Annotated in this window: 12 protein-coding genes, 1 pseudogene and 1 other annotated feature; of the genes and pseudogenes, 5 read left to right on the forward strand and 8 right to left on the reverse strand. The window is 45.5% G+C overall.

All coding sequences use genetic code 11. The features are described from left to right. Positions 1-40 precede the first annotated feature (40 nt). From thrC to thrA, 3 genes are read right to left on the reverse strand one after another with little or no spacing between them, the layout of a single operon-like run. Positions 41-1,324: a threonine synthase gene (gene thrC / locus AB4154_RS13355; RefSeq protein WP_102394353.1), complete on the reverse strand. Its 1,284-nt coding sequence runs from the start codon at positions 1,322-1,324 to the stop codon at positions 41-43. Beyond that, positions 1,321-2,277, reverse strand: coding sequence for a homoserine kinase (gene thrB / locus AB4154_RS13360; protein ID WP_032545653.1), 957 nt, complete (start codon positions 2,275-2,277; stop codon positions 1,321-1,323). The genes thrC and thrB overlap by 4 nt, the downstream gene beginning before the upstream one ends. Before the next feature lie 17 nt (positions 2,278-2,294). Beyond that, positions 2,295-4,754: a bifunctional aspartate kinase/homoserine dehydrogenase I gene (gene thrA, locus AB4154_RS13365; protein WP_017059312.1), complete on the reverse strand. Its 2,460-nt coding sequence runs from the start codon at positions 4,752-4,754 to the stop codon at positions 2,295-2,297. A 29-nt stretch (positions 4,755-4,783) separates the two neighbouring features. Continuing rightward, positions 4,784-4,902 (reverse strand) — a sequence feature (Thr leader region). A 317-nt stretch (positions 4,903-5,219) separates the two neighbouring features. Here thrA and AB4154_RS13370 point away from each other — a divergent pair. Beyond that, positions 5,220-5,678, forward strand: a complete 459-nt coding sequence (locus AB4154_RS13370) for a hypothetical protein (RefSeq protein WP_017070076.1) — start codon at positions 5,220-5,222, stop codon at positions 5,676-5,678. A gap of 138 nt (positions 5,679-5,816) precedes the next feature. Here the strand turns inward: AB4154_RS13370 and AB4154_RS13375 are convergent, their stop codons facing one another. Beyond that, the gene (locus tag AB4154_RS13375) at positions 5,817-6,302 is read right to left on the reverse strand and encodes a putative 4-hydroxy-4-methyl-2-oxoglutarate aldolase (RefSeq protein WP_017059310.1); all 486 of its coding nucleotides are present in this window, start codon (positions 6,300-6,302) and stop codon (positions 5,817-5,819) included. 47 nt (positions 6,303-6,349) lie between these two features. On the opposite strand from AB4154_RS13375, the pseudogene AB4154_RS13380 reads away from it, so the two are divergent. Both AB4154_RS13380 and arcA read left to right on the forward strand, forming a co-directional pair. Continuing rightward, positions 6,350-6,451, forward strand: a pseudogene (locus AB4154_RS13380) (ribonuclease activity regulator protein RraA); the annotation flags it as partial. Positions 6,452-6,880: 429 nt separating this feature from the next. Beyond that, positions 6,881-7,597, forward strand: a complete 717-nt coding sequence (arcA, locus tag AB4154_RS13385) for a two-component system response regulator ArcA (protein WP_004741534.1) — start codon at positions 6,881-6,883, stop codon at positions 7,595-7,597. Between the two features lie 136 nt (positions 7,598-7,733). On the opposite strand, the gene AB4154_RS13390 is transcribed toward arcA, so the two are convergent. From AB4154_RS13390 to AB4154_RS13405, 4 genes are all read right to left on the reverse strand, one after another. Next, complete coding sequence (locus AB4154_RS13390) at positions 7,734-8,177, reverse strand: hypothetical protein (protein ID WP_017062884.1); 444 nt, start codon at positions 8,175-8,177, stop codon at positions 7,734-7,736. A 7-nt stretch (positions 8,178-8,184) separates the two neighbouring features. Further along, complete coding sequence (arcB, locus tag AB4154_RS13395) at positions 8,185-10,554, reverse strand: aerobic respiration two-component sensor histidine kinase ArcB (protein ID WP_372123292.1); 2,370 nt, start codon at positions 10,552-10,554, stop codon at positions 8,185-8,187. Between the two features lie 174 nt (positions 10,555-10,728). Continuing rightward, positions 10,729-12,480, reverse strand: coding sequence for a diguanylate cyclase domain-containing protein (locus AB4154_RS13400; protein ID WP_017059307.1), 1,752 nt, complete (start codon positions 12,478-12,480; stop codon positions 10,729-10,731). Positions 12,481-12,571: 91 nt separating this feature from the next. After that, on the reverse strand, positions 12,572-13,525 hold the full coding sequence (locus AB4154_RS13405; protein WP_017059306.1) for a TIGR01212 family radical SAM protein: 954 nt from the start codon (positions 13,523-13,525) through the stop codon (positions 12,572-12,574). A 529-nt stretch (positions 13,526-14,054) separates the two neighbouring features. On the opposite strand from AB4154_RS13405, the gene gltB reads away from it, so the two are divergent. After that, positions 14,055-18,602: a glutamate synthase large subunit gene (gene gltB / locus AB4154_RS13410; protein ID WP_371721277.1), complete on the forward strand. Its 4,548-nt coding sequence runs from the start codon at positions 14,055-14,057 to the stop codon at positions 18,600-18,602. Further along, positions 18,602-20,071 (forward strand): glutamate synthase subunit beta, encoded by a 1,470-nt coding sequence (locus tag AB4154_RS13415; protein ID WP_017066517.1) that lies wholly within the window; start codon positions 18,602-18,604, stop codon positions 20,069-20,071. The genes gltB and AB4154_RS13415 overlap by 1 nt, the downstream gene beginning before the upstream one ends. The last annotated feature ends 15 nt before the right edge of the window (positions 20,072-20,086 follow it).

Genomic DNA, 20,086 nt, shown 5'->3' on the forward strand with positions numbered 1-20,086 from the left:
ATTGAGCGCCGTTTTTATTTGTTCGAAAAACAAATGGACGTTACGGTTGAACTCGACGAAGCACAGCTTTTAGCGCTTCAAAATCGTTATCAAGATCTTCAGACAACAATTCCATCGCCGCGTGTTTTGCTAGCGGGCCAGGCAGTTCGATATCAGAACCTAGGATGTCATCAACCACTTCTTTGAATTTCGCTGGGTGTGCTGTACACAGGAACAAGCCAGTTTCGTTCTCTTGCAGTTGCTCTTCCAGTAGACGGTAAGCAATCGCACCATGTGGTTCACATAGGTAACCTTGTGCTTTTAGGTCGCGAACTGACTCAGCGCTCTGCTCGTCAGATACTTTACCTTTGCCTAGTGTATCTAAGCCCCAACCTTTCAGTTGGCAAAGCTCTTCGATACGAGGCCAGTTGTTTGGTTGGCTTACGTCCATCGCGTTCGATGTTGTCGCAACAGTCGGTTTTGGATCCCATTGACCTGTTTCTAGGTAACGAGGAACAGTGTCATTTTCGTTAGTTGCTGCGATAAAACGCTTAACAGGTAGACCTAGCGCTTTAGCCAATAGACCAGCCGTTAGGTTACCAAAGTTACCACTTGGTACAGAGATAACGAGGTTTTCACGTTGCTCTTTAGTCAGCTGAGAAGCCGCCTCAAAGTAGTAACAGATCTGAGCCATTAAACGGCTGATGTTGATCGAGTTTGCCGAATTAAGACCGATCTCTTTACGCAGTTCAGCGTCATCAAATGAGTCTTTAACTAGAGCCTGACACGCATCAAAGTCACCATCAATCGCCACAGTGTGGATGTTCTTGCCAAGCGTACAGAACAGCTTCTCTTGCAGTGGGCTGATCTTGCCTTTCGGGTAAAGAATCACAACATTGATGTTTTCCATGCCGTAGAAAGCATGCGCAACCGCCGCACCAGTATCACCTGATGTTGCCGTTAAGATAGTGATTTGACCACCATCAGAAACAGCTGCTAAAGATTGAGCCATAAAGCGGCCACCGAAATCTTTAAACGCCAGTGTTGGACCGTGGAAAAGCTCAAGCGCGTAAACGCCGTCTTTTACTTGGTTGATTGGTGCAGGGAATTGGAACGCTGCATCCACCATTTGGTCGATCTGTTCTTTTGGTAATTCATCACCAATCAATGCTGACAGAATCTTTGAGCTACGAGGGACAAAGTCCTCTGCTAGCAGCGCATCGATATCATCAAACTTTGGCAGTTCAGATGGGAAAAATAGACCTTGATTACGGCCTAAGCCTTGACGAACGGCTTGGCCAAAAGAGACTTGTTCATCATTTTCTTTGATGTTGTACAGTTTCATAACTCACTTCCTGTAACGATCGAACCCTGCTTATCTAGGCGACAAACGTGAACGAATCCTTCTTCATTTTGTACGTAATTTTGTTCTAACCAGCGTGCAACACGCTCGGCGACATCTTGTTCTTTGCAAATGCTAAATAGAGTTGGACCACTACCAGAAATACCAGTAGCCAGTGCCCCAGCTGACAGCGCGTATTTACGAGCATCAGCAAACCCTGGAAGCAGTTTCTCACGATATGGTTCAGCGATCACGTCTTTGATCATCTTCGCCGCCAGTTCAGGTTGACCTGAATGACACGCGTGGATAAAGCCCGCTAAGTGACGACCATGAGCAATAATATCCTGACGACGATATTGAGATGGTAGGATCTCTCTCGCTTCAGCCGTTGAAACCTTAATACCCGGATAAGCCATTACCCAGTACCAGTCGTCAAAACACGGTACTTCTTGGCTGATGATGCCTAGCTCTTCAAGCATGAGCTGCACACCACCAAGGTAACATGGCGCAACGTTATCGTAGTGGATACCACCTGAAATCTTGCCTTCCATTTCACCCATCAGAGCAAGCAGTTCAGTTTCATTCAGGGGCTGACCGTGAAAACGGTTTAGCGCATCCAGTGCCGCGACGATTGAACATGCACTAGAACCCAAACCTGAACCGATAGGCATGTTCTTTTCTAGTGTCATTTCTAAAGGCTTTAGCGTAACGCCTTTTTTATCAAGCTCTCTCGAGAACACCACCCAGCAGTCGTAAACGATGTTTTCTTTTGCTTCAGTTGGCAGCTTAGAAACAAAGCTGCCTGCAGTTTTAAGTGAGAATGGTTCATCACCGGCTTTAACCATAACTCGGTCACCTAGCAGCGTGCCATCCACTGGAGACACAGCGGCCCCCAGCACATCAAACCCTACACTGACATTACCGATTGATGCAGGAGCATAAACGACAACATCCATATCACTTGAACTCATTCTTAAACTCCTAATTTCCAACCAAGAGTACGCATCACATCAGAGAATACGCCAGCAGCTGTTACTTCAGTACCCGCGCCGTAGCCACGCAGTACTAGAGGGATTGGTTGGTAGTAACGGCTGTAGAATGCTAATGCGTTCTCGCCATCTTTAATCTTGAACATTGGGTCGTCGCCATCAACAGCAGCGATACGAACCTTACACTTACCTTCAGCGATTTCACCCACATAACGAAGTACTTTACCTTCTTCTGCTGCGATAGCTGACTGCTCTTTGAAGTAAGCATCCGCTTCTGGTAGGCGAGCCATGAACTCTTCAACCGTACCTGAATCATCAAAACCCGGTGGCAGAGCTTGGTCTACTTCAACATCTTCAAGTTCAAGCGCCATGCCTGCTTCACGAGCAAGAATAAGCAACTTACGCGCCACATCCATACCAGATAGATCATCTCGAGGATCCGGTTCAGTGAAGCCGTTATCTTTTGCAATATTGGTTGCCTGGCTCAGTGTCATACCTTCATCAAGCTTGCCGAAGATGTAAGACAGTGAACCTGAAAGAATGCCGTTGAACTTCTCAAGTTCATCACCTGCAGAGATAAGGTTCTGTAGGTTTTCGATGACCGGTAGACCTGCACCTACTGTTGTCTCGTACATCAGCTTACGACGTGAGTTGCGTGCAACTTCACGAAGCTGATGGTAGTAAGCCATGCTTGCTGTGTTTGCTTTCTTGTTTGGTGTTACTACGTGGAAACCAGCCGCTAGGAAATCAGCGTACTGCGCCGCAATACCTTCGCTAGACGTACAATCAACCAATACTGGGTTGATGATATGGTTACGTTGAACCAAAGCCGCTAAACGCGCTAGGCTGAACTCTTCAGTCGCACTCGACATACGGTCACGCCACTGCTCTAACGGTAGACCATCGCTGTCTAGCAACAAACCTTTACTGTTTGCTAAACCACATACGCGAATCACGATGCCTTTTTCAGCCAGTTTGCCTTGCTGACGTTGGATCTGGTCAACAAGCTCGCCACCAACACCGCCGACACCCACAACGAATACATCTAGGAAGTGCTTAGAGTTAAATAGGTTCTCGTGACACGCTTTGATTGCTTCAGAGATTTTGTCTTCAGGGATAACCGCTGAAATAGCGCGCTCTGAAGAACCTTGAGCAATAGCAACAATGTTGACGTTCACTTCAGCTAAAGAAGAGAAGAACTGAGATGCTACGCCACGTGAAGTGCGCATACCGTCACCCACCAGCGTTACAATCGCAACGTCATCCATGAACTCAACCGGCTCTAACAGGCCATCTTTAAGTTCAAGTTCAAACGCGTCTGACAACACTTGTTTCGCTTTCACCTTATCAGCCGATTCAATACAGAAGCTGATGCTGTACTCAGAAGAAGATTGAGTAATAAGGACAATAGAAACGCCAGCAGAAGACATCGCGCCGAATACACGACTCGCCATACCTACCATGCCCTTCATGCCTGGGCCTGATACGTTAACCATGGTTAGGTCACTTAGCGTCGTAATACCTTTGATTGCTAGGTTATCTTCGCCAGTGTCTTGGCCAATCAAAGTACCTGCGCCTTGTGGGTTGAAGCTGTTTTTGATCAGACAAGGAATGTGGAATTGCGCAATAGGAGCAATGGTTTTCGGGTGTAGAACCGAAGCACCAAAGTAAGAAAGCTCCATCGCCTCTTGGTAGCTAAGAGACTTGAGCAGACGAGCATCATCAACTAAGCGTGGGTCACAGTTGTAAACGCCATCGACATCAGTCCAGATTTCACAGCAATCAGCACGTAGACACGCCGCTAACACAGCCGCTGAGTAGTCAGAACCATTACGACCTAGTGTGACTAGCTCACCTTTTTCATTACCCGCAGTAAAGCCAGGCATGATGTTAACGTGACCTTTAGGAAGTGGAGATTGTTGGAAGTTCTGAGTAGAGACATCCACATCGACCATAGCTTCAAGGTGATCGCCTTTAGCGTATAGGTATTGGACAGGGTCAATCAGGCTTGCTGGTTGGCCTTTCGCTTCCAGTACCGCTTTCATTAACTGGATAGAGATTCGCTCACCTTTACTGATGATGCGAGCATTAACGTGGTTCGGGCACATACCAAGTAGGTTGATGCCATTCACGAACTGCTTTAGCTGAGCAAGAGAGGTATCCACCTGCTCTTGAAACGCGGCACCATCGATAGAAGGCACGACCGCTTTGATCTCTGCAAACAGTGTGTTAAATGAAGATTCGATCTCTGTAATCTGTGCGTCAGCTTCACCATTTTTCAGTGCAGCTTCAATAACAGCGACCAACTTATTGGTTGTTTTTCCTGGAGCCGATAGTACAACGGCTAGCTCTTCTTGCTGGGCATTATTAGCGATGATATCAGCCGCTCGTAAAAAACGATCTGCATCAGCTAATGATGAACCTCCAAACTTTAAAACGCGCATCCCTTTCTCCATAAGTCATAAAAATGGTACAAAAAAAGGCCTGTATCTTGTTGGATACAGGCCTTTTTTTTAAAATCCGTTACTTAGCAGCCTGCCCCAACAATGTTAATGTCGGTAATAATAATGGTTGTGGTCATTACTAGGTGGCTTACGTGCTGCATATCAAATTCTCTGCTTGTGCTTTACTCTACGTGTATCAATTTTTACCACTGGACGTCAATGAAAAGTTGCGTTTTTTTTACATTCGCACCGTTTTTCAGAGCAAACCGTCATTTAAGGGATAAAACACCCTGTATAAACCTTCACTTAAGATACTGGATTTACTCATTGAACAGGCAAGAGTGATCAGTTGCACATATAGTCATAACAAAATGCTATATCGATTGTGCAGCGAACGTACAAGTTCTGTGCTTTAATTGAACGATAACGTTCGAAGAACAATAATAATGACATCAGGAGTGGGAAATGAAGAGATTACTTATTCTTTTGGCTTTTGCTATGCCTGTTGTTTGTTCAGCGAATAGCTTGCCTCTACTACCCAGCCAGATCGATAGTTCTTCTCATAAATTCTTTATCTCCACACAAAACGCGTCGAGTGAAAGCTTCGATACTTGGAAGATAGACAGTGGCTACTCTTATAGCTTGTTTTCAGATGTGGATCTTTACGTCGGTACACGTATCAATAGTGCGGCACTGAAACAGGAAAGTGGATTCTTGAGTGGTGTCAGTTATCAGTTCTCAGAAAGAGTCTCTTTTAACAGTTCTCTACACACCTATAAAGACGAGACCGAAGACAATGAGAAATCGGTAGCCGCAGAGGTTTCCAGCCGAGTGCAACTAACAGATAACCTAGATTTGCATGCCACCCTTGATTATGAAGAGTGGCAGCAAGGTGTTGAAGTGGGACTAGGGTTTCGCTTTTAGTCTCTTTAGCTTGTTCTTTATTAACAGATTAGTGCGGATTGAGATCCAAACTTTTAGTACATCACAAACCATTCCCCGTTTAGTACATCACAAACCATTCCCCGTTCTAATCTATCAACGGCATTCAATTTGAGTCAGTTACGATTCAATTAACAGCTCAGATGAAATTAACACGCCATTCCAATCGGCATAAATATAGTCACCAGGCTGAATCAGTTGATTATGTATAGAGAGTGTCACATTCACTTGGCCGACACCGCGTTTCTCTGTTTTGAATGGCGATGCACCTAACGCCTGAACGCCAAGGTCCATTTGCGACATCATGCCTACATCACGCACCGCACCGTTTACAATCACGCCTTCCCAACCGTTTTCTATCGCGAGAATAGCGAGTTGATCGCCAAGCAGCGCCTTCTGGCATGAGCCATTTCCGTCAACGACAAGCACTTTGCCACAGCCGTCGGTCTCTAAAACCTCGCGAACCTTGGAATTATCGTGATAACAACGAACTGTTACAATTTTTCCAAAGAACGCACCACGTTGGCCGAAGTTCTGCAATGGCATGTTCAGTAGGGTGACTTCGCTTTCAAACTCATCACACAAGTCGGGTGTTATATCGTGCATATATCCTCCGTGAGTAAGGCGTTACCGGTTATGTCAGGCTAGCCTCTATGCTTTTATATGTTATTAAAATTAATCCTTTGTTTTCATTGTTCTATGCTCAATTTATTACTCAATAAAAGTTGATTGAGCATATTTATCTACTAGACTCTTAAGACAGCTTTCAGCTTCCTTGGTTCATAATCCGGTCTTTAGCAGGCAAGATGTGCGAAGCATCTCGAATAATCATTCTTGTTTTGGTGCTAAATAGTCACCATAACATTGGTTAAGTTGTAGCCATACTATTAAAGTTTGTTGCGATACGGCAATTGATGTAAATCAACAAAGTGAATGGAATTAACATTCTCGCGTTGTTAGCATGCTGTTAACATTATAGAATCCACTCCAATCACTAAAAGAATGATTGAAAGGCGTACTGGATCTACGTTATTGGGCAATACTTCAAGGAAGGCAGATAGCTGGAAGTAAGTGTTTTTTTGAAAACTTTAAGTTATCATCAAAAATACATTACCTGTATGTTATGTTTTTGCCTAGAATTTATTCTATTAGCACAGTTTCGTCACAAATTTAGGTACCGCCAAATGCAAACCCCGCAGATTCTTATCGTTGAAGATGAGCAAGTAACTCGTAACACTCTAAAGAGTATTTTTGAAGCAGAGGGATATGCTGTTTTTGAGGCTAGCGACGGTGAAGAGATGCACCAAGTGCTATCTGACAACCAAGTTAACCTTGTAATTATGGACATCAACCTTCCAGGTAAGAATGGCCTACTACTTGCGCGTGAACTACGTGAGCAAGCAAACGTAGCGCTTATGTTCTTAACTGGTCGTGATAATGAAGTTGATAAGATCCTTGGCCTAGAGATCGGCGCTGATGACTACATCACTAAGCCTTTCAACCCTCGTGAACTGACTATCCGTGCACGCAACCTTCTGAACCGTTCAATGAGCACAAGCTCTGTTCAAGAAGAGAAGCGTAGCGTTGAGAAGTATGAGTTCAACGGTTGGGTACTAGATATCAACAGTCGTTCTCTGGTTAGCCCAGATGGCGAAGGCTACAAGCTACCTCGTTCAGAGTTCCGTGCTCTACTTCACTTCTGTGAGAACCCAGGTAAGATCCAAACACGTGCTGACCTTCTTAAGAAGATGACTGGCCGTGAGCTTAAGCCACACGATCGTACTGTAGACGTAACAATCCGTCGTATTCGTAAGCACTTTGAATCTGTTTCTGGTACGCCAGAAATCATCGCAACGATTCACGGTGAAGGCTACCGCTTTTGTGGTGACCTAGAAGACTAATTCGATTCGCGCCTCTTACCATTTAGCACTACTCACCAGTAAGTGTTTTGAACACTAGAAGCGTCATCAATAGTTATTAAAAAGGGAGAATGCCAACGCATTCTCCCTTTTTTATTGTTCTTAATTGGATAAGATTTTAGTAAACCGTATCCACCTTAACGTCTTTCTCTACTAACCACTTCACGGTTTCGCCATCTTTAAGTTCCACCGCCACATCAACAGGCTTGTCACTGTCGATTTCTAGCTGCCATACAAACGCGACTTCCCATTGAGTTTCACTGTGTGTTCTTAAATCAAGATCGTCAGCCGTTACCAACAAGGTGTCTGCACCCTGTTTAACCGTAACACTTTCAACCGCAAGCGTTGCTGGCAGTTGTGAGTCTGACTCTAGGTAGATAGCACCATGTAGGGTCTTATCTTGAGTCTCGCCAATCGTTGGCATCTTGTTGTGCCAAAGGTTGCTTTTCATGGTAACTGTTGCTGCAGATACTTCGACTTGATTATCTTGCTGCCATTCTACTTGTGGCGCAGAACAACCCGCTAATGCCACTACACATGCGGCGAATGCTAATTTTTTCATTATTCTTCTACCTTTGATTTAACCAACTCTTTAAAACTTCAATGTCATTCTGGTATTCGTTATTTATCTCATCAACCCAATCTGAAATGTTCTCCCACCACGCAGGCAAATCTGGAGATTGAGCTTTCTGGGCAACTTGTTGGATGCGTTTCAGACCAATAGAACCTGCAGCACCTTTAATCTTATGTGCCTCAGAAACGATACTGGCTTTATCTTTCGCGACCATGTTGGAGTTCAATATTTCCATATACTCCGGCATCATATCTTCGAACATCGCGATGTTATCCAAAACCGGTTTCGGTCCAACAATATCAACATAAGACTCTAGCATATCAATATCAAGCAAAGTGGTATCAATTTCTGAAAGAAAAGGCTTACTCGCGTCGACTTTATCAATGCTCTCAACCTTATCGGTGCCCGCTACCTTCTCAATTACCTCTGGTGCATCTTCGATAAGTTCACTGATGACATCTTGGATAGCTCGAACCGACAAAGGTTTACTGATCGCTTCGTCCATACCTTTCTGGAAGTACTCTTGCTTGTTGTTTAATACGTTCGCAGTTAACGCCACCAAAGGCGGTAGCTGGCTGTATTTCTCGCGGTAGTATTGAGCAATATCGAAACCCGTCATATCTGGCAGTTGGATATCCAACAACACCAAATCATAGTCTTCAGGATTGAAAGCAATTTGCGCCTCTTTACCCGTCATCACGACTGTCACTTCATGGCCAAGGCTTTCAAGTAGAGAGCGAGCCACTGTGATATTGAGTTCAATGTCTTCGACCATAAAGATCTTAAGATTCGACTGTTTTCTTGGCGTTTTGATCAGAGCCTGAGTATCGTGATTCACTGGAACTCGAATCGAAACCGTAAAGGTACTGCCAAAGCCCTCTTCACTGATGACTTCAATGTGGCCATCCATCATATTAATTAGCTGTTGAGAGACAGCGAGACCAATACCCGTGCCGACAGCGTGCAAGTTGTCCGTGCCCGATTTCACCTGATAGTACATCGCGAAGATCTTCTCGATTTCACTTTCAGGGATACCAATACCAGTATCTTCCACTTCCATCGTAATGTTGGCAAAGTCACCATCAATGTCGGCGCTGACTGTCATCACCACTCCACCATCTTTGGTGAACTTCATCGCGTTACTAACAAGGTTCCACAGTACCTGTCTAAGACGAGTACCATCCACCTCAACAGCAGCTGGAAGATCAGACAATCTTTCTAGATCGAACCTTAACCCTTTCTGCTCAGCCATCAACGCAGAGATACTTTCGATCTCGACAACGAAATCTTCAAAGTTAATAGGCGTAGGGAAGAGTTCAAGCTTACGGCGGTCGAACTTATCCATATCAATAATATCGTTGAAGATATTACCCAGTGTCACCGCGCTCACCTTGATGGTTTGCATCTGCTTGCGCTGTTCGGTGGTCAGTTGGCTATCAAGCAGCATGCGGCTCAAGCCAATGATGCCGTTGAGCGGCGTTCTTAACTCGTGGCTAATAGTTGAGATAAAGGTGGTCTTATCGCGGCTGGCTTTTTCTAACGACTCTTGATGCTCTTTACGTTCAGTAATATCGCGGCCAAAACCAACCAAGCCCAAGTGACGACCATCTTTGCTGTAGAAAGGCACTTTACGCAGTTCGAAGTAACTCTTGCGGCCATCTGGGTATTCAAGCCATTGGTCATAAGTCAGTGCTTGGTTGTCAGCAAATACTTTCTTATCGGTTTCAACAACTTGCTGAGCGACCTCTTTACTGTAAACATCCCAAGGAGTTAAACCAACTAGCTCTTTTTCTGTTTTACCAGTGAGCTCTTCAACCGCACGGTTACAACCAGAGAACACACCATCTTCATTACGGTAGTAAATAAGGTCAGGCGAGGCATCGATAAACGAGCGTAACAGTGCAGTACGTTCTGCGAGTTCAAGCTGAGTACGCTCGCGCTGGAACACCTCGTTTTCGAGATCTTGCATTGCTTCTGCGCGCGCTTCTTCCGCTTTTTCACGCTCTTCAATTTCTTGATTAAGCTTCTCGATATTGAGCTGCATTTTATTGTTGAGTTCTTGGTCTCGCTCACGCATGTCGCCAAGTTTAGAGACCAATTTCGCTAACCTTTGACGTGATTCTTCCAACTGGTCCACGACCACTGACAGAAAATAAACCGCCCAAGGCGTGATCACTAAACCGAAGAAAACTGAACGGACAATGTCGATGTCATCAACATTGCCTTTGAGTGCAAGGGTGATACCGACTTGCACAACAACAGCGAGGGCAACAAGCGCTAGGGCGAGTAAGATAGAAAAGCGGACAATCCCCAGTTTTACGAGTAGATCCACGTAATACTGGGCAAGATTTTTCATGGGTTTCATTTAGCGCTCCATGCGATAAGACTAGCAACATTCTACCCTGTTTGAAGATGGGAGGTAAGCTAGCTACATCACACGCAGCAAGTGTTCAGCGGTAATTTCGAAGGTTAATTAACCAATACAAATACTAACTAAGCAAAAATAGCCGGGGATAATCAAATTGCCAATTTTATAGCGTTAGCGAATTGAGTATGGATGCACCATTGAACGGTTGCGACCGTCTGATTTCGCTTGATACAACGCACTATCAGCCAAGGCAACAGCCGATTCCATTTCATCATCAGGTGTAGGAATGTAAGAGATAATACCAATACTCACCGTGATGAATTCAGAGACTGTCGACTTCTCATGCGCAAGTTCCAATTTTAGGACTTCATCATGAATACGCTGCGCCACCAGCTGAGCACCTTCGGTCGTTGTATTTGGCAGAATAAAGCCGAACTCTTCACCACCATAACGAGCCACACAATCAGATGAACGATTCAACACCTGCTTAAATGCCTGAGAAACCTGAATCAAAGCATCATCGCCTTGTTGGTGTCCGTAAAAGTCGTTGTAGCCTTTAAAGAAGTCGATATCACATAGCATGATCGTCAGTGGCAGCTTCTCACGCACATGATAATGCCACAGTGTAGAGAGCTGTTCATCGAAACGACGTCGGTTAGACACTTTAGTCAGGCTATCCATAAAGCTGAGGCGTTCAAGTTCAAGGTTGGCTTCTTCAAGCTTTTGTTCTGCTAGATAACGCTCTGTAATATCACGCGCCATGATCAACACACCATTAGTGCTCGATGCTGGATCTCTAAACGGTGATTTGACTACATCATACCAAGTAAATGTTCCATCACTTGAGACCACTTTGTCGATATAACGCAGTGATTTACTTTGATGAAGCACTTGATGATCGGTTTCTGATATTCGCGTATAGATGCTATGTGGCACCACATCTTGTAAACGTTTACCGATCAAGTCACTGACTTCAGAGATACCCAGCGCAGCCACAAATGGTTTATTACACGCTTGATAAACCATGTTTTCATTAAAGATACCAATCGAGTCTGGGCTGGCCTCCAGGAGGTTTTGCAAGATGGTGTCACGCTGCGCAAGTGCCACTTCGGTATCTTTTCGCTTCTCCATCTCGCCACGCAGTTTCTGCTGCATGTCATGCCAATCGGTCACATCATGACTAATAGAGAGCGTGCCGATGGTTTCTCCATCTTGGGAAAGCAGCACACTTTGGTAGGTTTCAAGCAAGCAGCTTTTTCCATCTTGATCTGTAGTCCAAGAGCGTTCACTTACACGACCTTTTAATACTCCACCAGAAACACTCAGGGTGCCCTCTTCAGCACGACCATGCCAAAACTTTTTAAACGAGCGATTACTCGTCACTAACTGACCTTTCTGATCTTTCACGTAGATCAGCTCAGACAAAGAATCCAAAGCGGTACGAGCAACATTCAGTTCTCGAACTTCTTGGGACAGTTCTTCGTTAGTGTTTTTATAAGGTGAGGCGTGAATCATCCAAGCCTGCTTATTTCTAAAATGGATCTTACGACCGATCAAGTTGATCTTGAACGACTCAAATTCAGAAAGCGCCCACAGGGAGACCTGCTCGAAGGCTCGAGAGTTGATGTGGTTGGTTAAGTAGTGACGAAAGCTGTTCTCGCTTTCCACAGTAGGAAAGCGAAAATTAACACCGATTTGGCGGATACCAAGCAACTGCATGGCTTGGCGATTGGCATAGAGTATTTCGCCACTTCGAACATCAACAAAGTAGAGTGGCGACGGGGTAGCAAGTAGAAGCGTTTCGATATGCGACTGATAACGAGAATAGAGATGCCAGCAGATGAGAGCAATCAGCAATACAACAACGATATAAATACCGTAGCCATACGCCCTGTCCCACAACCAAGTCATTACCAGTTCCATTTACTCTCAATCTATACCATAAAATCTGCTAGGGAAATGTTACCATTATTTATTGGTTTTATCTGCTGTTACCTACAGTCACCCATTTCTATTAATTGGCCGCGTTTAAAACAGGCAACGTGTACTCGAATGCAGAGCCCGTTTTGATGCCTTGAGCACCGGTTTTATCCAACGAACGACCTATTTCAGTCATCGCTAACCAGCGGTTCTCACACCATAAAGGAGAAAGTAAGGTTGGGCGTCTCGCCGCTGAAGAAACACGGTGATAAACCACGTCCGCAGGCGTGCGTTGAATGATCTCACTCGCGATATCGATGTACTCTTCAAGGCTTGGGGCTTCTAGCTTTCCTGCCTTCCACGCCTTAGCCATGGTACTGCCCTCTACTATATGAAGGCCGTGCAGCTTAATACCATCGGTGCCAACGGCTAATACCTTGTCTAAGGTTTCAAGGTTATCCGCTTTGGTTTCTTTTGGTAGACCAACAATCAGGTGAGTACACACCTTGATACCTAAAGCGCGTGCGCGTTGGGTGATCGTTTCATACACCGCAAAATCGTGGCCGCGGTTAATTCGCTTGAGGGTTTTATCATTGGCGGTTTGCAGGCCAAGCTCGAGCCAAATCTCATAGCCTTGTTTAACGTAGCCCGCTAACAGATCCAACACCGCATCAGGCACACAGTCTGGTCGCGTACCAACACAAAGGCCGACGATCTCTGCACCGGGTGCTTTTAGCGCCTCTTCATACATATTCTTGAGCACTTGCACCTCAGCATAAGTGCTGGTGTACGCCTGAAAGTAAGCCAGGTACTTCTTGGCACGAGCAATCTCACCCGCACGATCTTTTAGCTGGTCAGCAATACTTTGAATTTGAGTTTGTTCATCGGCAAAGGAAGCCACGTTACAAAACGTGCAACCTCCACGGCCAATTGTCCCGTCTCGGTTTGGGCAGCTGAAACCACCATGAAGCGTCAGCTTGTGAACCTTCTCGCCATAACGGCGTTGAAGGTCTTGGCCGATAGTATTGACCAACTCGTGTAATTGCATATTTTCAAAGCACTCAAGTAAATAAGAATGAATATCAGTCTTTTTTGAAAAAAAATTACATCCCTGCAAAATTCGACCAATTAGTTTACTCAAGGCTTTTTGCGAGCAACCTAACAAATATCAATAAACATGCAAAAAATCGGCTCTATTTGCCTAATGTTGCACATTTGTTAGGCATTAAATTCAAAATAAAACGAAAAAAATGGTCTACATGGGTCAACTTTCATTGCAATTCGCCTAGACAAAATTGTAGGATACTTACACATATTGGCTATTTTTGAGTATTTACTTACAACGAAAACTTGCTAATAAGTCGGTGATATCTAACTCCCACCTATATAAACCACTAGTTTGTGGTTAAAAATAAACAGGTATCACTAAGGATTGTTTTTCTCGCAATACTTTTCCTGCGAGATACGGAAAGGATTCAAACCGCCAGCATAGGCAGGTTTAGACCCATAAATATAAAAGGACAAGGCTGACTTTATACAAATAAGTTGCGCCTAGATTTAACTGGAAGGATGTATCTATGGTAGATCAAGAGCAGAACTCACAGGGTCTGTATACTCCTGAATTGGAGCATGACGCTTGTGGTATCGGTTTTGTTGCGCATCTAAAGAATCGCAAATCTCATGATGTAGTAACTCAAGCACTCGATATGCTTGCACGTATGGAACACCGTGGCGGCCAAGGCTGCGATCCGTGTTCTGGTGATGGTGCAGGTATCCTGCTACAGAAGCCGCACGAATTCTTACTAGAAGAAGCCGTAAAGCTTGGAATTAAGCTGCCATCTTTTGAAAAATATGGTGTTGGTGTTGTACTTTTCCCTAAAGATGAACACAAACGTGCACAGTGTCGTGACATTCTAGAACGCAATGCACAACGCCTTGAGTTAGAAGTTATCGGTTACCGTGAACTTCCAACGGACAATTCAATGATTGGTGCTGACCCACTAAGCACTGAACCTCAATTTGAACACGTATTTATTTCTGGCGGCCCTGGTATCACACCAGAAGAGCTTGAGCGTAAACTGTATGTTCTACGTAACTACACGGTTCGTGTATGCCTAGAAAGCGTTTCAAATATCGGTGATGACTTCTACATCAACTCTATGTCTTACAAGACATTGGTGTACAAAGGTCAGCTAACAACTGAACAAGTTCCTCAGTACTTCCTAGATCTGCAAAACCCAACCATGGTGACAGCTCTAGCACTAGTACACTCTCGCTTCTCTACCAATACATTCCCACGTTGGCGTCTAGCTCAGCCTTTCCGTTACATCGCGCACAATGGCGAAATCAATACGGTTCGCGGCAACCTGAACTGGATGAAAGCACGTGAAGCAATCCTAGAATCGGATCTGTTTACACAAGCTGAAATCGACATGCTGCTTCCTATCTGTCAGGAAGGTAGTTCGGATTCATCAAACTTCGATATGGCGCTTGAGCTACTTGTTCTTTCAGGTCGTACTCTGCCACACGCGTTGATGATGATGATCCCGGAAGCATGGCAAGAAAACAAAAACATGGATCCAACTCGTCGTGCGTTCTACCAGTACCACGCGAACGTAATGGAACCATGGGATGGCCCAGCATCAGTATGTTTCACCGATGGTGTTCAAGTAGGTGCAACACTTGACCGTAACGGTCTGCGTCCTTCTCGCTACACAGTAACTAAAGACGACTTCCTAGTAATGGCGTCTGAGTCTGGTGTTGTTGAGATTGCACCTGAAAACGTTGAGTACCGTGGTCGTCTACAACCAGGTCGTATCTTCGTTGCTGACCTTGAGCAAGGCCGCATCATTTCTGATCAAGAAGTGAAAGACAGCATTGCTAAAGCACAACCTTACGAAAAGTGGGTTGAAGAGAACCTTCTGAGCCTGAAAAAGCTACCGGATGCGAGCAACGAATTTAGCCAACCTTCTCCAGAGAAACTACTACACAAACAACAATCGTTTGGCGTGAGTTCTGAAGAAGTAAACGAAATCATTCTACCTCTTGCGAAAACAGGCTACGAGCCACTTTCTGCAATGGGTGCTGACTGGCCGCTAGCGATTCTTTCTCACCAATCGCAGCACCTTTCAAACTACTTCAAACAGTTGTTTGCACAAGTAACTAACCCGCCGATCGACCCGATTCGTGAGCGCATGGTTATGTCTCTGAACACTTACCTAGGTAAAGACCAGAACTTACTTGCTGAAACACCTGAGCACTGTCAAAAAGTAGAACTTGAGTCTCCAGTACTGTCTAACTCTGAGTTAGAAAAACTGCGTGCAATCGATAACGAGCACCTTCAGGCGAAGACGCTGGATATCGTATTCCAAGCAAATGGCGACCAAGGTAAGTTAGAGCGCGCACTTAAGCGTATCTGCCAATACGCAGAAGACGCAGTGATTGATGGCTACTCTATCATCCTACTGACAGACCGTGCGGTTAACTCTAACCATGCCGCTATTCCAGCAATGCTGGCGGTTGGCGCGGTTCACCACCACCTAATCCGTAAAGGTCTACGTGCTAAGTGTGACATCGTTGTTGAAACGGGCGACGCTCGTGAGACACACCACTTTGCAACGCTTATCGGTTATGGTGCAAACGCAGTTAACCCATACCTAGTTATTGAAACGATTGTTGAACTGCAACGTACTAAGAAGCTAGATCCAAACGTACACCCACGTGAGTTATTCGATAACTACCGTAAAGGTGTTAACGGCGGTCTACTTAAGATCTTCTCTAAGATGGGGATCTCTACGCTGCAGTCTTACCACGGTGCACAAATCTTTGAAGCACTTGGTGTTAGCAAATCAGTGGTTGAAAAATACTTCACAGGTACTGTTTCTCGTATCCAAGGTCTAACGATCGACGATATCGCGCGAGAAGTATTGGTTCGTCACCGTGTTGGTTACCCAGCTCGTGAAATTCCAGCTCAGATCCTTGATGTTGGTGGTGTTTACCAGTGGAAACAACGTGGTGAGAAACACTTATTCAACCCAGAAACGATTTCTCTACTTCAAGAATCGACGCGTAACAAAGATTACGGTCAGTTCAAGAAGTACGCAAAAGCAGTTGATGACCAAGGCGACAACGCAGCAACGCTACGTAGCCAACTGGACTTCATCAAGAACCCTGCAGGCTCTATTCCTCTAGCAGAAGTAGAACCAATCGAGAACATTCTTAAGCGTTTCGCAACCGGCGCAATGAGCTTTGGTTCAATCTCGCATGAGGCTCACTCAACACTGGCTGTTGCGATGAACCGCATTGGCGCGAAATCAAACTCAGGTGAAGGTGGTGAAGATCCAGCACGTTTCGAACGTAAAGAAAACGGCGACTGGGAACGTTCAGCAATCAAACAGGTGGCTTCTGGTCGCTTTGGTGTAACGTCTTACTACCTATCTAACGCTGATGAGCTACAAATCAAGATGGCTCAAGGTGCGAAACCGGGCGAAGGTGGTCAACTACCTGGTGATAAGGTTGATGACTGGATCGGCGCAACGCGTCACTCGACTCCGGGCGTAGGTCTTATCTCGCCACCGCCACACCACGATATCTACTCAATCGAAGATTTGGCTCAGCTGATCTACGATCTGAAAAACGCGAACCGTAACGGTCGTGTCAACGTGAAGCTAGTATCAGAAGCTGGCGTAGGTACGATTGCATCGGGTGTAGCGAAAGCGAAAGCTGACGTGGTACTTATCGCAGGTTTTGATGGTGGTACGGGTGCATCTCCGATGTCTTCTATCCGTCATACCGGTCTGCCTTGGGAGCTGGGTCTAGCGGAAACGCACCAAACACTACTGAAAAACGGCCTACGTAACCGTATCGTTGTTCAATCTGATGGTCAGATGAAAACACCACGTGATCTTGCAGTAGCAACGTTACTTGGCGCTGAAGAATGGGGCGTAGCAACAGCAGCTCTAGTGGTTGAAGGCTGTATCATGATGCGTAAGTGTCACAAGAATACATGTCCTGTTGGTATCGCTACACAGAACAAGACTCTGCGTGAACGTTTCGACGGCCGCGTAGAAGACGTAGTCACTTTCTTCCAATACATGGCTGAAGGTCTGCGTGAAGTAATGGCTGAACTTGGCTTCCGCTCTATCGATGAGATGGTTGGTCAATCGCACAAACTTAAAGTTCGTGATGACATCGGCCACTGGAAGTACAAGAACCTAGATCTAACACCTGTACTGCACATTGAGCAGGCACGTGAAGAAGATGGTATCTACAACCAGACGCAACAAAACCACAACCTAGAAGACGTTCTAGACCGCAAGTTGATTCAAGCTGCGATTCCAGCTCTTGAGAAAGGCGAAGCCGTGAATGCGAGCTTCCCTATCATCAACACGGACCGCTCTGCTGGTACCATGCTGTCGAACGAAATCTCGAAGGTTTACAAAGACCAAGGTTTACCACAGCCAATGAACGTTAAGTTCCACGGTAGTGCTGGTCAATCTTTCGGTGCGTTCCTTGCGAAAGGCGTTAAGTTCGAAGTAGAAGGCGACGCGAACGATTACTGGGGTAAAGGTCTGTCTGGCGGTACTTTGGTACTGTACCCAGATGCGAAATCTTCTATCGTTGCTGAAGATAACATCGTGGTTGGTAACGTATGTTTCTACGGTGCGACCTCAGGTGAATCTTTCATTCGCGGTATGGCAGGCGAACGTTTCTGTGTTCGTAACTCAGGTGCGAAGGTTGTTGTTGAGGGCGTTGGTGACCACGGTTGTGAATACATGACTGGTGGTGTTGCCATTATCCTTGGTTCAACAGGTCGTAACTTTGCTGCGGGCATGAGTGGCGGTGTTGCTTATGTTTGGGACAAAGCGGGTGACTTCGAAACCAAGCTCAACCCTGAACTTGTAGACCTAGATCCAATTGAACAAGAAGATAAAGATCTTCTACTGGATATGCTAACTAAGCATGTTGAATTCACAGGAAGTGAAGTTGCTCAATCTTTCCTAGACAACTTTGAAGCAAGTGTTGCATCGCTAGTTAAAGTAATGCCACGCGACTACAAAGCTGTTCTTGAAAAGCGTAAAGCTGAAGCACAACAGGCACAAACGGAAGAAGTGGAGGCAGTATAATGGGTAAGCCTACTGGATTTTTAGAACACGGTCGTGAGCTTCCAAAGAAGCTCGACCCGTCAGTTCGAATTGAAGACAACAAAGAGTTCGTACTTAACGAAGAGTTTGGTGAAAAGATCAATACTCAAGCCTCTCGTTGTATGGACTGTGGCGTACCTTTCTGTCACAACGGCTGTCCGATTGGTAACATCATCCCAGAATTCAATGATGCGGTTTACCGTGACAGCTGGGAAGAGGCTTGGAACATCCTAAGCTCTACCAACAACTTCCCTGAGTTTACCGGTCGTGTTTGTCCTGCTCCTTGTGAAAGTGCCTGTGTTCTTGGTATCAACCAAGACCCAATCACTATCTGTAATATCGAGAAAACGATTGTCGAAACTGCGTACCGTGAAGGGTACGCAAAACCTAAAACACCACGCTCTCGCACAGGTAAAACTGTCGCAGTTATCGGTTCAGGTCCTGCTGGCTTAGCCGCAGCGGAGCAGCTAAACAGCGCTGGTCACTCGGTAACGGTATTTGAACGTGACGAGAAAGTCGGTGGTCTACTTCGCTTCGGTATCCCAGACTTCAAACTGGGTATGGACGTGATTGATCGTAAGATCAACCTAATGGCTGAAGCGGGCGTTGAGTTTAAAGTTAACCAACACATCGGTGTTGATGTTAACGCTCAGCAGCTACGCCAAGAGTTTGATGTGGTATTGCTAACGGGTGGTTCTACGGTTCCACGTGACTTGCCAATCCCTGGTCGTGAGTTGAAAGGCGTTCACTTTGCCATGGAATTCCTTGGTCAAAACAACCGCCGTGCTAACAACCTAGATCTTAAAACAGAAGAGATTCACGCTAAAGATAAGCACGTTGTGGTTATCGGTGGTGGTGATACTGGTTCTGACTGTGTGGGCACATCAAACCGTCATAAGGCAGCGAGCATTACTCAGGTTGAGATCATGCCGATCCCACCAGAGAAGCGCCCTGCAAACATGCCTTGGCCTCAATACCCAATGATCATGAAAACCACCACTTCTCACGAAGAAGGTTGTGAACGTCACTGGAACATCTTAACCAAAGAGTTCATCGGTAACGAGCAAGGTCAAGTGACGGGTCTACGTATTGCTGACATCGTTTGGCAAGATGCGAAACCAGGTGAGCGTCCAGGCTTTGATGAAGTCGCGAACTCTGAACGTGTTATTCCTTGTGACATGGCATTCCTAGCAATGGGCTTCTTACACCCGGAGCCAACCGGCGTGCTTGCTCAACTAGACATTAAACTGGACGAGCGCGGTAACGTCGCTTCTGAAGGTTTTGCAACGAACCAGAAAGGCGTTTTCGCTGCTGGTGATATGCGTACTGGTCAATCTCTAGTTGTACGTTGTATTAATGAAGGTCGTGAATGTGCAATTGCCATTGATGACTTCTTAATGGGTAACTCAAACTTAGAAGCGAAAGCTGATTCACTCATGCTTTCCGCATAATATTTCTCGGGCTAA

The sequence above is a fragment of the Vibrio sp. 10N.286.51.B11 genome (assembly GCF_041469245.1).
GTDB lineage: Bacteria > Pseudomonadota > Gammaproteobacteria > Enterobacterales > Vibrionaceae > Vibrio > Vibrio crassostreae_C.